Annotated in this window: 14 protein-coding genes; 13 read left to right on the top strand and 1 reads right to left on the bottom strand. The window is 62.5% G+C overall.

Annotated elements, in window-relative coordinates:
- Nucleotides 1-13: 13 nt before the first annotated feature.
- Nucleotides 14-904, bottom strand: coding sequence for a LysR family transcriptional regulator (locus HU742_RS08135; protein ID WP_186615491.1), 891 nt, complete (start codon nucleotides 902-904; stop codon nucleotides 14-16).
- Between the two features lie 157 nt (nucleotides 905-1061).
- Between HU742_RS08135 and leuC the strand changes: the two genes are divergently transcribed.
- The 13 genes from leuC (at nucleotide 1062) to HU742_RS08200 (ending at nucleotide 15706) form a co-directional block, all read left to right on the top strand.
- On the top strand, nucleotides 1062-2480 hold the full coding sequence (gene leuC, locus HU742_RS08140) for a 3-isopropylmalate dehydratase large subunit (RefSeq protein WP_186642194.1): 1419 nt from the start codon (nucleotides 1062-1064) through the stop codon (nucleotides 2478-2480).
- Nucleotides 2481-2491: 11 nt separating this feature from the next.
- Entirely contained in the window at nucleotides 2492-3136 is a 645-nt protein-coding gene (gene leuD / locus HU742_RS08145; protein ID WP_186639903.1) for a 3-isopropylmalate dehydratase small subunit, read from the top strand.
- 51 nt (nucleotides 3137-3187) lie between these two features.
- On the top strand, nucleotides 3188-3952 hold the full coding sequence (locus tag HU742_RS08150; protein ID WP_186642195.1) for a class I SAM-dependent methyltransferase: 765 nt from the start codon (nucleotides 3188-3190) through the stop codon (nucleotides 3950-3952).
- A 54-nt stretch (nucleotides 3953-4006) separates the two neighbouring features.
- The gene (leuB, locus tag HU742_RS08155; protein WP_053123468.1) at nucleotides 4007-5089 is read left to right on the top strand and encodes a 3-isopropylmalate dehydrogenase; all 1083 of its coding nucleotides are present in this window, start codon (nucleotides 4007-4009) and stop codon (nucleotides 5087-5089) included.
- Nucleotides 5090-5143: 54 nt separating this feature from the next.
- Nucleotides 5144-6256 carry an aspartate-semialdehyde dehydrogenase gene (asd, locus tag HU742_RS08160; protein ID WP_024779161.1) on the top strand — a complete coding sequence of 371 codons (1113 nt, stop codon included), beginning with the start codon at nucleotides 5144-5146 and terminating at the stop codon, nucleotides 6254-6256.
- A 143-nt stretch (nucleotides 6257-6399) separates the two neighbouring features.
- Nucleotides 6400-7410, top strand: coding sequence for an aspartate-semialdehyde dehydrogenase (locus HU742_RS08165; protein ID WP_186639899.1), 1011 nt, complete (start codon nucleotides 6400-6402; stop codon nucleotides 7408-7410).
- Nucleotides 7411-7620: 210 nt separating this feature from the next.
- Nucleotides 7621-10215 carry a FimV/HubP family polar landmark protein gene (locus tag HU742_RS08170; protein ID WP_186642196.1) on the top strand — a complete coding sequence of 865 codons (2595 nt, stop codon included), beginning with the start codon at nucleotides 7621-7623 and terminating at the stop codon, nucleotides 10213-10215.
- Nucleotides 10216-10395: 180 nt separating this feature from the next.
- The gene (gene truA / locus HU742_RS08175) at nucleotides 10396-11220 is read left to right on the top strand and encodes a tRNA pseudouridine(38-40) synthase TruA (RefSeq protein WP_186640018.1); all 825 of its coding nucleotides are present in this window, start codon (nucleotides 10396-10398) and stop codon (nucleotides 11218-11220) included.
- 63 nt (nucleotides 11221-11283) lie between these two features.
- Complete coding sequence (locus tag HU742_RS08180) at nucleotides 11284-11907, top strand: phosphoribosylanthranilate isomerase (RefSeq protein WP_186642197.1); 624 nt, start codon at nucleotides 11284-11286, stop codon at nucleotides 11905-11907.
- A gap of 265 nt (nucleotides 11908-12172) precedes the next feature.
- Nucleotides 12173-13093 carry an acetyl-CoA carboxylase, carboxyltransferase subunit beta gene (gene accD, locus HU742_RS08185; protein WP_030142025.1) on the top strand — a complete coding sequence of 307 codons (921 nt, stop codon included), beginning with the start codon at nucleotides 12173-12175 and terminating at the stop codon, nucleotides 13091-13093.
- Entirely contained in the window at nucleotides 13090-14397 is a 1308-nt protein-coding gene (gene folC, locus HU742_RS08190) for a bifunctional tetrahydrofolate synthase/dihydrofolate synthase (RefSeq protein ID WP_186639893.1), read from the top strand. Before accD ends, folC begins: the two co-directional genes overlap by 4 nt.
- On the top strand, nucleotides 14381-15055 hold the full coding sequence (locus tag HU742_RS08195) for an SPOR domain-containing protein (protein ID WP_186639891.1): 675 nt from the start codon (nucleotides 14381-14383) through the stop codon (nucleotides 15053-15055). The genes folC and HU742_RS08195 overlap by 17 nt, the downstream gene beginning before the upstream one ends.
- A gap of 90 nt (nucleotides 15056-15145) precedes the next feature.
- Nucleotides 15146-15706, top strand: coding sequence for a CvpA family protein (locus tag HU742_RS08200; protein ID WP_003179770.1), 561 nt, complete (start codon nucleotides 15146-15148; stop codon nucleotides 15704-15706).
- Nucleotides 15707-15723: the final 17 nt, after the last annotated feature.

Here is a 15723-nt window from a genome sequence, read left to right on the forward strand (position 1 = left end):
GGAGTAGCACAACTTATGCCGGTGTCCGTGGCAGATCGACTTGTGCATCCAATAGAGCCATGAAAGCCCGCGCAGCGTTCGACAGCGTCCTTTCGGTGTGCAAGATATAGCCTAGCTGGCGACTGAGCTGTATGCCCGGTAAAGGCACGCGCGCCACCTGTTCATCGAGCATGGTGCGTGGCAAAACGCTCCAGGCCAGGCCGATGGAGACCATCATTTTTATGGTTTCCAAGTAATTCGTGCTCATGGCGATGTTCGGCGTCAGCCCCTGGGCCTCGAACAGCCGTCGCACAATGTGGTGGGTGAAGGTGTTGCCGCCTGGAAAAACCGCCGGATGCAGGGCGATGTCCGCCAGGCTCACCGCGCCGTTGTCCAGCAATGCATGTTCCGGCGCGACCACGAAATCCAGCGGGTCGTCCCACACCGGTGTGGCTCGCACCAGTGAGTGGGGCTCGGGGGCCAGGGTAATAACCGCCAGTTCCGCCCGGCCATGGAGGATTTCCTCGTAGGCCACTTCTGAATCCAGGAACTGAATATCCAATGCCACCTGTGGGTAACGTCGGGTGAATTCCCTTAACAGCGGCGGCAGTCGATGCAAGCCGATGTGGTGGCTGGTGGCGAGCGTCAGGCGCCCGGTCACTTCGCCGGTCAGGTTGGTCAGGGCACGGCGGGTGTCGTCCAGCACGTTGAGGATCTGATAGGCCCGTGGCAGCAGGGCCCGCCCGGCTTCGGTCAGGCCGACTTCCCGGCCCAGCCGGTCGAACAGGCGCACCTTGAGTTGCTGTTCCAGCCCGGCGATGCGCTTGCTGATGGCCGGCTGGGTCAGGTGCAGGCGCTCGCCGGCGCCGGAGAAACTGCCGGTTTCGGCGATGGCAATAAAGGCATTGAGGTTGGCAAGGTCCATGGCGTTTCTGGTCGGATTCCAGTTAGTTATGCAAAGCATGAAAAATATGAATTTGAGTTATTTAATGTAGCCTCTTACCATCAGCCTCACAAGCCAAGGGGTTATTGATTCGTTCGAGGCCCGGGGCATAGAAACAAGCTGATGAGGAAACCGTCTGATGGCCGGCAAAACGCTCTACGACAAACTCTGGGACTCGCATTTGGTCAAGCAGCGCGACGATGGCTCGGCGCTGATCTACATCGACCGTCACATCATTCACGAAGTGACCTCGCCGCAAGCCTTCGAAGGTCTGCGCCTGGCCGGGCGCAAGCCTTGGCGCATCGATGCCAACATCGCCACCCCGGACCACAACGTACCGACCACGCCGGAGCGCAAGGGCGGCATCGAAGCGATTGCCGACCAGGTCTCGCGCCTGCAAGTCCAGACCCTCGACGATAACTGTGACGAATACGGCATCGTGGAATTCAAGATGAACGATGTGCGCCAGGGCATCGTCCACGTCATTGGCCCGGAGCAGGGCGCGACCTTGCCCGGCATGACCGTGGTCTGCGGCGACTCGCACACTTCGACCCACGGTGCTTTCGGCGCCCTGGCCCATGGCATCGGCACCTCCGAGGTCGAGCATGTGCTCGCCACCCAGTGCCTGGTCGCCAAGAAAATGAAAAACATGCTGGTGCGCGTCGAAGGCCAGTTGCCGTTCGGCGTGACCGCCAAGGACATCGTCCTGGCCGTGATCGGCAAGATCGGCACCGCCGGCGGTAACGGCCATGCCATCGAATTCGCCGGCAGCGCGATCCGCGACTTGTCCGTCGAAGGCCGCATGACCATCTGCAACATGTCCATCGAGGCCGGCGCCCGCGTCGGGCTGGTGGCCGCCGATGAAAAAACCGTGGAGTACGTCAAGGGCCGTCCGTTTTCGCCCAAAGGCGCCGAGTGGGGCATGGCGGTCGAGGCCTGGAAAGACCTGGTCTCCGATGCCGATGCCCAGTTCGACACCGTGGTCGAGCTCGACGCGACGCAGATCAAGCCGCAAGTGAGCTGGGGCACCTCCCCGGAAATGGTCTTGGCCGTGGACCAGAACGTGCCGGATCCGGCCAAGGAAATGGACCTGGTCAAGCGTGACTCCATTGTCCGCGCCTTGAAGTACATGGGCTTGAGCGCCAACCAGGCGATCACCGACATTCAGCTCGACCGCGTATTCATTGGCTCTTGCACCAATTCGCGGATCGAAGACCTGCGCGCCGCTGCCGTGATCGCCAAGGGCCGCAAGGTCGCCTCGACCATCAAGCAGGCCATCGTGGTGCCGGGCTCGGGCCTGGTAAAAGCCCAGGCCGAAGCGGAAGGGCTGGACAAGATTTTCCTCGAGGCCGGTTTCGAATGGCGCGAGCCAGGGTGCTCCATGTGCCTGGCGATGAACCCGGATCGCCTGGAGTCGGGCGAGCATTGCGCCTCGACGTCCAACCGAAACTTCGAAGGCCGTCAAGGCGCCGGTGGCCGCACGCACCTGGTGAGCCCGGCGATGGCCGCCGCCGCTGCCGTCAACGGCCGTTTTGTCGATGTCCGCGAATTGATCTGAAGGAGCGCAGCATGAAAGCTTTTACCCAGCACACCGGTCTTGTCGCGCCTTTGGATCGTGCCAACGTCGACACCGACCAGATCATTCCCAAGCAGTTCTTGAAGTCCATCAAGCGTACCGGCTTCGGCCCGAACCTGTTCGATGAATGGCGCTACCTGGATGTCGGCCAGCCGTACCAGGACAACTCCAAGCGTCCGTTGAACAAGGATTTCGTGCTCAACGCCGAGCGTTACCAGGGCGCCAGCGTGTTGCTGGCGCGGGAGAACTTCGGCTGCGGTTCCAGCCGCGAGCACGCGCCATGGGCCCTGGAAGAGTACGGTTTTCGCAGCATCATCGCGCCGAGCTACGCCGACATTTTCTTCAACAACAGCTTCAAGAACGGCTTGCTGCCGATCATCCTCAGCGATGCCGAAGTGGATGAGCTGTTCCAGCAGGTCGAGGCCAACCCTGGCTATCAATTGCAGGTCGACCTGGCCGCCCAGACCGTGACCCGTCCCGACGGCAAGGTGCTGGGTTTCGAGATCGACGCGTTCCGCAAGCACTGCCTGCTCAACGGCCTGGATGACATTGGCCTGACCTTGCAGGACGGCGAGGCGATTGCCACCTTCGAGGCCAAGCACCGGGCGAGCCAGCCTTGGTTGTTTCGCGATGCTTGATTTTGCGTAACGAGTAAAGACGCCAGAAACACGAAACCATAAGGACATCCCATGACCAGCGCCGCCCACAGTCAGGTTGTACAAAAGCAATTCGGTGAACAGGCCTCGGCCTACCTGAGCAGTGCCGTGCACGCCCAGGGTGCTGAATTCGCACTGCTACAGGCGGCGTTGGCCGGTCGCGGCGATGCCCGCGTGCTGGATCTGGGCTGCGGCGCTGGCCATGTGAGTTTCCACGTGGCGCCGCTGGCCGGTGAAGTGGTGGCTTATGATTTGTCCCAGCAAATGCTCGACGTAGTTGCCACGGCGGCAGCGGAGCGTGGCCTGGGCAATATCAGCACGGTACGTGGCGCCGCCGAGCGCTTGCCGTTTGCCGACGGCGAGTTCGATTTCGTCTTCAGCCGGTATTCGGCGCATCATTGGAGCGACCTGGGCCTGGCGCTGCGCGAAGTTCGCCGGGTGCTCAAGCCGGGTGGGGTGACGGCGTTCATCGACATCCTGTCGCCGGGCACGCCGCTGTTCGATACCTACTTGCAAAGCGTCGAAGTGCTGCGCGACACCAGTCATGTGCGCGACTATTCGGCTGCCGAGTGGTTGCGCCAGGTCAGCGAGGCGGGGCTGCACACCCGTAGCACCTCCCGTCAGCGCTTGCGCCTGGAGTACCAATCGTGGGTCGAGCGCATGCGCACCCCGGACGTGATGCGAGCGGCGATTCTTGAGTTGCAGCGCTCGATGGGCGATGAAGTGCGTGAATATTTTCAGATTGAGGCCGATGGTTCGTTCAGTACGGATGTGCTGGTGCTGTGGGCCGAGCGATAACATTTTTCCCGGCCATGCCCAGAGGCGTGTTCCGACAGAGCAAATGAGGAAAGCATGAGCAAGCAGATTCTGATTCTCCCAGGTGATGGCATTGGCCCGGAAATCATGGCCGAGGCTGTCAAGGTCCTGGAGCTGGCGAACGACAAGTACGGCCTGGGCTTCGAGCTCAGCCACGACGTGATCGGCGGCGCGGCCATCGACAAGCACGGCGTGCCGCTGGCCGATGAAACCCTGGACCGTGCCCGCGCGGCCGATGCCGTGCTGCTGGGCGCCGTGGGTGGCCCGAAATGGGACAAGATCGAACGCGACATCCGTCCTGAGCGCGGCCTGCTGAAGATTCGCGCGCAACTGGGCCTGTTCGGCAACCTGCGCCCGGCGATCCTTTACCCGCAACTGGCCGATGCCTCGAGCCTGAAGCCGGAAATCGTCTCGGGCCTGGACATCCTCATCGTCCGCGAGCTGACCGGCGGTATCTACTTCGGCGCCCCGCGTGGCACTCGTGAGCTGGAGAACGGCGAGCGCCAGGCCTATGACACGCTGCCGTACAGCGAAAGCGAAATCCGCCGCATCGCTCGGGTCGGCTTCGACATGGCCCGCGTGCGTGGCAAGAAGCTCTGCTCCGTGGACAAGGCTAACGTGCTGGCGTCCAGCCAACTGTGGCGCGAAGTGGTCGAGCAGGTGGCCAAGGATTACCCGGACGTCGAACTGAGCCACATGTACGTCGACAACGCCGCCATGCAACTGGTACGCGCGCCGAAGCAGTTCGATGTGATCGTCACCGACAATATGTTCGGCGACATCCTGTCCGACGAAGCGTCGATGCTCACCGGCTCCATCGGCATGCTGCCGTCGGCCTCCCTGGACGCCAACAACAAGGGCATGTACGAGCCATGTCACGGTTCGGCGCCGGACATCGCCGGGCAGGGCATTGCCAACCCATTGGCGACCATCCTGTCGGTGTCGATGATGCTGCGTTACAGCTTCAACTTGAACGATGCCGCCGACGCGATCGAAAAAGCCGTCAGCGTGGTCCTGGACCAAGGCTTGCGCACCGGTGATATCTGGTCGCAGGGTTGTACCAAAGTCGGTACGCAGCAAATGGGCGATGCAGTAGTCGCCGCGCTGCGGAATCTGTAATCTTTGCGGCCCACCGCTTCGACGGTGGCCCACTTTTGTATAGGTGTAGTTGCGATGAAACGTGTAGGTCTGATCGGTTGGCGCGGCATGGTCGGTTCCGTGCTCATGCAGCGAATGCTGGAAGAGCAGGATTTCGATCTCATTGAGCCGGTGTTTTTCACCACCTCCAATGTCGGTGGCCAAGGCCCATCCGTGGGCAAGGACACCGGTGCGCTCAAGGATGCCTACAGCATCGAAGAGCTCAAGACCCTCGACGTGATCCTGACCTGCCAGGGCGGCGACTACACCAGCGAAGTGTTCCCCAAGCTGCGTGAAGCCGGCTGGCAGGGTTACTGGATCGACGCCGCTTCCAGCCTGCGCATGCAGGACGACGCGGTGATCATCCTCGACCCGGTCAACCGCAAGGTCATCGACCAGCAGCTGGATGCGGGCACCAAGAACTATATCGGCGGCAACTGCACCGTCAGCCTGATGCTGATGGGTCTTGGCGGCCTGTTCGAAGCCGGCCTGGTGGAATGGATGAGCGCCATGACCTACCAAGCGGCGTCCGGTGCCGGCGCGCAGAACATGCGTGAGCTGATCAAGCAGATGGGCGCGACCCACGCCGCCGTCGCCGATGATCTGGCCAACCCGGCCAGTGCCATCCTCGACATCGACCGCAAGGTCGCCGAGGCGATGCGCAGCGATGCCTACCCGACCGAGAACTTCGGCGTACCGCTGGCCGGCAGCCTGATCCCCTGGATCGACAAGGAACTGCCCAACGGCCAGAGCCGTGAAGAGTGGAAGGCCCAGGCCGAAACCAACAAGATCCTGGGTCGCTTCAAGAGTCCGATCCCGGTGGACGGCATCTGCGTGCGTATCGGTGCGATGCGTTGCCACAGCCAGGCGCTGACCATCAAGCTGAACAAAGACGTGCCGATTGCCGACATCGAAGGCCTGATCAGCCAGCACAACCCTTGGGTCAAACTGGTGCCGAACAATCGTGAAACCAGCATGCAGGAGCTGAGTCCGACCAAGGTCACTGGCACTCTGAACGTGCCGGTGGGCCGTCTGCGCAAACTGAACATGGGGTCGCAATTCGTCGGTGCCTTCACCGTTGGCGATCAACTGTTGTGGGGCGCGGCCGAGCCGTTGCGTCGCATGTTGCGGATCCTGCTCGAACGTTGATCGATTGCTGCCGTGAAAGAACCCGTGCCTTGTGAGAGGTGCGGGTTTTTTTATGTGCCGGCAGCGGTTTTCCTACGCTCAATTGCTTGCCCGCCAACCAGCCGGTAAAGTGCCGCTCCCCACGTTTTACCTGAGGTAGACCCATGAGCCAGTCCTTTGATATTGCCGTGATCGGCGCCACCGGTACTGTCGGCGAAACCCTAGTCCAGATTCTTGAAGAGCGGGATTTTCCGGTCGGCACCCTGCACCTGCTGGCCAGCAGCGAATCGGCGGGAAGCTCGGTGATGTTTCGCGGCAAAAACGTGCGGGTACGTGAGGTCGATGAATTTGATTTCAGCAAAGTCCAACTGGCGTTCTTCGCGGCCGGACCGGCGGTCACCCTGAGTTTCGCCCCGCGTGCCACGGCTGCCGGCTGTGCGCTGATAGATCTGTCCGGCGCGTTGTCGCCAGAACAGGCCCCGCAGATTGTGCCGGAGGCCAACCCGAAGAAGCTGGCTGGCCTGCGCAAGCCGATCCAAGTCAGCAGCCCCAGCGCCTCGGCGACGGTGTTGGCTGTTGCATTGGCACCGCTGCGCGAATACTTGGAGATGGAGCGCATCAGCCTGACCGCCAGCCTCGCCGTGTCCGCCCAAGGACGCGCGGCGGTGAGCGAGCTGGCGCGCCAGACCGCCGAGCTACTCAACGCTCGCCCACTTGAGCCGAAATTCTTCGATCGGCAGATGGCATTCAATCTGCTGGCCCAGGTCGGTGCTCCGGATGAACAGGGTCACACATCGCTGGAAAAACGCCTGGTGGGCGAGTTGCGCCAGGTGCTGGAACAACCTTTGTTAAAGATTTCCGTCACTTGCATTCAAGCCCCGGTGTTTTTTGGCGATAGCTTTAGCGTGACCGTGCAGTCTGCCCGTGCCATTGACCTGGCGAAGATCAACGCAGCTCTGGAAGCGGCCCCTGGCATCGAGCTGGTAGACGCGGGCGATTACCCGACCCCAGTGGGGGATGCGGTGGGGCAGGACGTGGTTTATATCGGACGCGTACGCGGCGGTATCGACGACCCGGCGGAACTAAATATGTGGCTGACGTCAGATAACGTGCGCAAGGGTGCGGCGCTCAATGCGGTGCAGGTGGCTGAGTTGTTGATAAAAGACCTGCTGTAAAAGATACTTGGCAACAATTTGTCGAATGGTTCTAGCTGGGCGCTATGCTTGGTCAGAATGCTGAAGGCGAACCTCCCTCCCGGGGACTTCTCCTGGGCATGAGTGAAACGATCGCGCGCGCCGTCGCTTCGGGGCTGCGCGCAATGCCTTACGGCAGCGGCATCAACACCTTCTCGCTGGCCGAGGAATGTTCAAACAAAGGAAGAGGCTATGGTTCAAGTTCGCAAACTGGTGTTAGCAATAGCGGCCGCCTCGGCGCTGTCCTCCGGTATGGCGCAAGCGCTCGGGCTCGGGGAATTGACCCTGAAGTCGCCGCCGAACCAACCTCTTGTGGCGGAGATCGAGTTGCTCGATGTCCAGCAGCTGACGGCCGCCGAAGTCGTGCCAAGCCTGGCCCCGCCCGAAGAATTCGCCAAGGCAGGCATCGATCGCCAGGCGTTTCTCAATGACCTGAGCTTCACCCCGGTCATCAACGCCAACGGCAAGAGCGTCCTGCGGGTAACGTCCAGTCGGCCAATGTCCGAGCCCATGGTCAAGTTCCTCGTGCAAGTGATGTGGCCCAATGGCCGTTTGCTGCGCGACTACAGTGTGCTGATCGATCCTTCCAAATTCTCGCCGCAGGCCGCCGATGCCGCCAGGGCCAAGCCGTCCCAGGCGGTCTCTTCGCCAGTAACCGGCGCCACCAAGCCTTCCCAATACACCACCACGCCGCGCGACACCCTGTGGGAAATCGCCGCCAAGGTGCGCAATGGCGGGTCCGTGCAGCAGACCATGCTGGCGATCCAAGCGCTGAATCCGAACGCATTCATCAACGGCAACATCAATCTCCTCAAGACCGGCCAAGTACTGCGCCTGCCGGACCCAGTGCAAAGCACCGCGTTGCCACAACCCCAGGCCATCGCTGAAGTGGCCGCGCAGAATGCTGCCTGGCGCCAGGGGCGTCGGGGTGTGGCAGGTAACGGTCGACAGCAGTTGGACGCCACCAAGCGTGGCGCTAATGAAGGCGCCCCAGCCCAGGCGGCCGGTCGCGATAACCTGAGCCTGGTTTCCGCCGAGTCGGCGAAGGCCGGCAACAAGGGCAAAGGGGCCGCTGGCGATGCCCAGGCGCTGAGCGACAAGCTTGCGGTGACGCAGGAGAGCCTCGATTCGGCCCGCCGCGACAATGAAGAACTGAAAAGCCGCATGGCCGATCTGCAAAGCCAGCTGGACAAGCTGCAGCGCCTGATCGAGCTGAAGAACAATCAACTGGCCACGATGCAGGGCGAGGGCGCCGCTGTTCCTCCGGCCGGCGGGTCGACCCCGACGATGTCGGCAGAGTTGACCCCTGGGCCGTCGGCACAAGCGCCGACACCAACGCCAGCACCCGAAGCCGCCTCAGAGGCGACTCCGCAGGCCACTCCGGTCGAGTCGACAGCTGCTGCTTCCGATGAGAAAAAGTACAACGACCTGCTGACCAATCCGATCCTGTTGGGTCTGATCGGCGGTGGCGCGTTGGTCCTCTTGCTCCTGCTGTTGTTGCTCGCCCGTCGCCGCAAGGCCCAGCAGGAAGCTGAGAAACATCTGCGCATGGCCCGAGCCCTCGAGGAGGAGGCCGACTTCTCCCCGGAGCTCGATCTGCCCCCGAGCAGCTTCGAGGGCATTGACGTTCCACCGCCAAGCGTAAAGCTCGAGCCCAAGCCAGCCCCGGCGCCAGTACCCAAGCCAGCGCCGTTGGTTGCGCCCGTGATCGTCACGCCACCGATCGCCGCACCGCTGGTGGCACCGGCCGCCGAGCCTTCCGATGACGATGTGTTGCCCCAGGCCCAGTCTCACATCGACCGCGGTCGCTTGAATCAGGCCGCTGACCTGCTGGAGCAAGGCATCAAGGCCGAGCCCCAGCGCAGCGATCTGCGATTGAAATTGATGGAGGTCTATGGCCAGCAAGGCGACCGCGACGCCTTTGTGGCCCAGGAGCGCCAACTGGTCGCCAACGGCGAGAACTACGCGCAGGTTGAACAGCTCAAGAGCCGTTTCCCGGCCATGGCGGTCGCCGCCGGCGCAGGCTTGGCCGCTGCGGCGGTCGCCGCCGAACTGGATGCTCAATACGTCAAGTCGCTGCTGGAAGACACGCCGGCGACCAATGAAGAGCTCGACAGTGCCTTTGACTTGAGCCTGGACGATCTGGAAACACCGACCCCCGCGGCGCCGGAGCCTGCTGTCGAGCTGGACGCATTTCCAGCCGACGACGACTTGGACTTCGAGGCGCTGCTCAAGCAGCAGACCGAAGCCAATCAGGCTGACGAAAGCCTCGACGATCTGTCGGACTTCGACCTGGACCTGGGTGCCGATGCTCCGGCGCCAGCCTTGGCTGATGAAGACTTCCTGCTGGACCTGGACGACGATCTCAAAGGCTTGGACACGCCAGCCGCCGACACGCCTGCCCTGGATGACACCCCGTCCGACGATCTCGAGCTGCCAGCGGATTTCGATCTGTCCCTGGCCGACGAAATGGACGCCCAGGACCGGCCGAAAGACGCTTTCGAATCGGAGTTGGATGATGTCAACGCCGAGTTGGATCGCCTGTCCGACAGTCTGAGCCAGCCAACCTTCACCGCCGAAGATGCCTTGGCGAGTGCTGGCGATGAACCGGAAGACTTCGACTTCCTCAGCGGCACCAACGAAGTGGCAACCAAGCTCGACCTGGCCCAGGCCTACATCGATATGGGCGACAGCGACGGTGCGCGGGATATCCTCGGCGAAGTCCTCAGCGAAGGCGACGCCACGCAGAAAAGCGAAGCGCAGGAAATGCTCTCGCGCCTGGCGTGAGTCAGCAGTAGACCAAGAACGGCAGCCGATGAGGCTGCCGTTCTTGTTTGCGCGCGATTCATCGTGGCGAAGGACCGCCGGTTGCACTGGCATCCCGTCGCTGCGGCCTTATAATGCCCGCCTTTGCGTATCTCAGCAGGCTGTAATTCCTTGGCAAACATAGACAACCCAGCCGCCGAAATGGCGGCCGACGGCTTCTTCCGGATCGCCCTGGGCGTTGAATACAAAGGCTCGCGCTATCGCGGCTGGCAGCGTCAGGCCTCCGGCGTACTGACGGTGCAGGAAACCCTTGAAAACGCGCTGTCCAAAGTCGCCGACTCGCCCGTGTCGCTGCATTGCGCCGGGCGTACCGATGCCGGCGTGCATGCCTGCGGCCAGGTGGTGCATTTCGACACCCAGGTCGAGCGCTCGATGAAAGCCTGGGTCATGGGCGCCAACATCAACTTGCCCCACGACGTCAGCGTCAGCTGGGCCAAGGCGATGCCTGCGCATTTTCACGCGCGCTTCAAGGCCATCGCCCGGCGTTATCGCTACGTGATCTACAACGACCAGATCCGTCCGGCGCACCTGAACGAAGAAATCACCTGGAACCACCGCCCGCTGGACGTCGAACGCATGGCCGAGGCCGCGCAATACCTGGTCGGTGTCCATGACTTCAGTGCCTTTCGCGCCGGCCAGTGCCAAGCCAAGTCGCCGATCAAGGAACTGCATCACCTGCGCGTGACTCGTCACGGCAAGATGATCGTGCTCGACATCCGCGCGAGCGCATTCCTGCATCACATGGTGCGCAACATTGCCGGCGTGCTGATGACCATTGGCGCGGGTGAGCGACCGGTGGAATGGATCAAGGAAGTGCTCGAGAGCCGCATCCGCCGTACCGGTGGCGTCACCGCGCACCCGTTTGGCTTGTATCTGGTGCAGGTGGAATACCACGATGAGTTCGAGCTGCCGGAACGTTACATCGGGCCACATTTCCTCACGGGCTTCTCGGAACTCGACGGCTGACGGCCTTCGTTGCATTTGTTACCATCCGGGACTTTCACGGATTTGCCTGAGGGTTTACCCACCATGCCGGTCGTTCGCAGCAAGATTTGCGGGATCACCCGCGTCGAGGACGCGTTGGCGGCGGTCGAGGCCGGTGCGGACGCCATCGGGCTGGTGTTCTATGCCAAGAGCCCGCGAGCGGTGACGGTGCAGCAGGCGAGGGCGATCATCCGGGCGTTGCCGCCGTTCGTGACCCCTGTAGGGTTGTTCGTCAACGCCAGCCGTTGCGAGCTGGGCGAGATCCTCGATGCGGTGCCGCTGGCCATGCTGCAGTTCCATGGCGACGAGACGCCGGACGATTGCGAGGGCTGGCATCGACCCTATATCAAGGCGTTGCGGGTCAAGGCAGGCGATGACATTTCGGCCAGTTGCCAAGCCTTTTCCGGTGCCAGCGGCATCCTGCTGGACACCTACGTGGAAGGCGTTCCGGGTGGGACTGGCGAAGCGTTCGACTGGGCTTTGGTGCCTCGAGGTCTTTGCAAGCCGATCATCCTCGCCGGTGGCCTGACCGTGCAGAACGTGGCTGAGGCCATTGCCCATGTTCGCCCCTATGCGGTGGACGTCAGCGGCGGGGTGGAGCAGGCCAAGGGCATCAAGGATCAGGCAAAGATTCGCGCGTTCATGGCTGCTGTTCGCAACAGCCAGTAGTCAATGTGACGGCTGGCAGACTGCCGCCGTCCATACCTGCACTGTACAAAGCAGGCAGGCACCGCCTCCGGGTGGGTCGATAGCGTAGTGGCGACCGCAGTGCAGCGGTTGTCGGGATGGCTGAGGAGGTTGGGCTGCACGCAGGTCATGTTTCGCGCTGACCGTGGTGGCCGTTCGATCCTCGCCGCACAATGAATTTAGCTCAAGGGCATACGCGGGGCCGCGAACCAAAGCGTTCGGGCCGCCGGTACTGGAGAAAGAAAGCATGAGCAACTGGTTGGTAGACAAACTGATCCCTTCGATCATGCGTTCCGAGGTGAAGAAAAGCTCGGTGCCTGAAGGTCTGTGGCACAAATGTCCGTCCTGCGAGGCGGTGCTGTACCGTCCCGAGCTGGAAAAGACCCTGGACGTTTGCCCCAAGTGCAACCACCACATGCGCATCGGCGCGCGTGCCCGTATCGATATTTTCCTCGACGCAGAAGGTCGCGTGGAACTTGGCGCCGACCTGGAGCCGGTGGACCGCCTGAAATTCCGCGACGGCAAGAAGTACAAGGATCGCCTGACCGCTGCCCAGAAGCAGACCGGTGAAAAAGACGCTCTGGTGTCCATGAGCGGTACCTTGCTGGGCATGCCGGTGGTGGTTTCGGCTTTCGAGTTCTCCTTCATGGGCGGTTCCATGGGCGCCATCGTCGGCGAGCGCTTCGTTCGCGCCGCCAACTACGCCCTGGAAAACCGTTGCCCGATGATCTGCTTCGCCGCTTCCGGCGGTGCGCGGATGCAGGAAGCGCTGATCTCTCTGATGCAAATGGCCAAGACCTCGGCGGTGCTGGCGCGTCTGCGTGAAGAAGGCATTCCGTTCATCTCGGTGCTGACCGACCCGGTCTACGGCGGTGTTTCCGCCAGTCTGGCGATGCTGGGCGACGTGATCGTCGGCGAGCCGAAGGCGCTGATCGGCTTTGCCGGCCCGCGTGTGATCGAGCAGACCGTGCGCGAGAAGCTGCCGGAAGGCTTCCAGCGCAGTGAGTTCCTCTTGGAGCACGGCGCCATCGATATGATCATTCACCGCCAGGAACTGCGTCCGCGCCTGGGCAACCTGCTGGCGCAGCTGATGGGCCTGCCGACGCCGAAATTCGTCGCCGCACCGATCGAGCCGATCGTGGTTCCGCCAGTGCCTGCCGGGCTATGACCCAACGCACCCTGGGCGACTGGCTTGCCTACCTCGAGCAGTTGCATCCATCGGCCATCGACATGGGGCTGGAGCGCTCGCAAGCGGTAGCGTCCCGCATGGGACTGGCCAAGCCGGCGCCCCGGGTCATCACGGTGACCGGCACCAACGGCAAGGGTTCGACCTGCGCCTTTGTGGCTTCGCTGCTGCGTGCCCAGGGGCTGAGCGTCGGGGTCTACAGTTCGCCGCACCTGCTGCGCTACAACGAGCGGGTACAGGTGAACGGCGTCGAGGCGACTGACGCCCAGCTGTGCGAAGCCTTTGCCGCGGTGGAAGCCGGGCGGGGCGAAACATCCCTTACCTATTTTGAGATGGGCACCCTCGCGGCGTTCTGGTTGTTCGTTCGTGCCGGCCTGGATGCTGTCGTGCTGGAAGTCGGCCTGGGCGGACGGCTGGATGCGGTCAACCTTGTCGATGCGGACGTCGCGCTGGTCACCAGCATTGGCGTGGACCATGCCGATTACCTGGGTGATACCCGTGAATCCGTGGCGTTCGAAAAAGCCGGCATCTTCCGCCAGGGCGCGCCCGCGCTCTGTGGCGACCTCGATCCGCCGCAGCCTTTGCTGGACAAGGTTCGCGAGCTGGGCTGCCCATTCTTCCTGCGCGGGCGGGATTTCGACCTGGCGATGACCGAGCAGCATTGGCAGTGGCGCGGCACCGATGCCAAGGGCAACCCGGTGGAGCTGCATGATCTGCCGCTGCTCGACCTGCCGATGGAAAACGCCGCGCTGGCGCTCCAGGCTTACTCGTTGTTGGGCTTGCCTTGGGACGCCGGCCAGAGTATCCAGGCGTTGCAGGCAACCCGCGTCGTCGGTCGTCTCGACCGCCGTTCGTTCGATTGGCAAGGCAAGCGCATCAACCTGCTGCTGGATGTCGGCCATAACCCCCATGCGGCCCAGTACCTGGCCGAGCGCCTGGCGCGACGGCCGGTGGCAGGCAAGCGTTTGGCGGTGTTCGGGCTGCTGTCGGACAAGGACTTGGATGGCGTTGTCGACGCGTTGAATGCTAGTGTCCAGCATTGGGCCGTGGCGCCGCTGGATTCACCGCGCTCGCGTCCGGCAGGCGAGTTGAAGGCAGCATTGCAGCGTCGTGGCGCTTCGGTTGATGCCTATGGCAGCGTGACTGACGCGTTGGAAGGGCAGTGCGCCCTGGCGACGGCCGCTGATGAGATCCTGCTGTTCGGATCATTTTTTTGCGTTGCCGAGGCCCTTCAATGGTTAGCCCGGCGCTCCACGGAGGAAGCTGCAGATGGCATTGCTGGATAAAGCGTACAAGCAGCGCATGGTCGGGGCCTTGGTATTGGTGGCCTTGGCAGTGATTTTCCTGCCGATGCTGTTTTCCCGTCAGGACGAGCAGCGCCAGGTCACGGTTGATGCTCCGTCCGCGCCCCAGGCGCCATCCGTGCCGCCGGTACAGGTCGAACCGGTGGCGGTGCCCGAGCCGCAGGCGTTGCCTCAAGAGCCTGTTCCGAGCGACGAGGAACTGGCCGAGCAATCCACCGAGCCTTCCGCGCCGACTGCCTCCGCGCCCGCTGCCGTAGCGCCTGCTCCGTCGGCGCCGAGCAAGCCGGTCGTTGCGCCAACGCCTGTTCCGGCCACACCAGCGGTCAAGCCGCCGCCAAGCCAGCCGATCACCCCCGCTACCAAGCCGGACACCACGCAAAGTCGCGTCGATGCCAACGGCCTGTCGGTCAGTTGGTCAGTGCAACTGGCGAGCCTCACCAGCCGCGAAAGCGCTGAAAAACTGCAGAAAAACCTGCGCAGCCAAGGCTATAACGCCTATATCCGTTCCGCCGATGGCAAGAACCGGGTGTTTGTCGGCCCGCTGATCGAGCGTGCCGAAGCCGACCGCCTGCGTGACCTGCTCAATCGCCAGCAAAACCTCAAGGGTTTCGTGGTGCGTTTCCAGCCAGAGCGCGGTTGAACGGCCATTTAGCTGATTTGAGTCATGCAGCTTACCGACAGCCCTGCGCTCTGCTAAAATGCGCCGCCTTATCCGTCTGTAGGCTGCACCGTGCCATTTACCTGGGTTGACTGGGCGATCGTTGCGATCGTCGCCATCTCCGCATTGATCAGTCTGAGCCGCGGCTTCGTCAAGGAAGCCCTCTCGCTGCTGACTTGGATCATCGCGGGAGTCGTCGCCTGGATGTTTGGTGGCTCGCTGTCCCAGTACCTCGCCGGATACATCGAAACCCCATCGGCTCGCGTGATCGCGGGTTGTGCCATCTTGTTTATCGCCACCTTGCTGGTTGGCGCAATGATCAACTATCTGATCGGTGAACTGATTCGCGTCACCGGGCTTTCCGGGACCGACCGGTTCCTGGGCATGGCCTTCGGCGCGGCGCGTGGCGCGTTGCTGGTGGTCGTGGCCGTCGGGCTGCTGAGCCTGGGGCCGGTCCAACAGGATACGTGGTGGCAGGAGTCCCGGCTCGTGCCACAATTTCTATTGGTCGCAGACTGGTCCAAGAACCTGATCCTGGGTTGGAGCAGTCAGTGGCTTGCCAGCGGTATCAGCGTACCCGCTGAAATACCGTTCAAGGAACACCTCTTGCCGATGGCCAAAACGCCGCAGTGAGTGTTGTTCAGTTCAGA

The sequence above is a fragment of the Pseudomonas marvdashtae genome, from assembly GCF_014268655.2.
Taxonomy (GTDB): Bacteria; Pseudomonadota; Gammaproteobacteria; order Pseudomonadales; family Pseudomonadaceae; genus Aquipseudomonas; species Aquipseudomonas marvdashtae.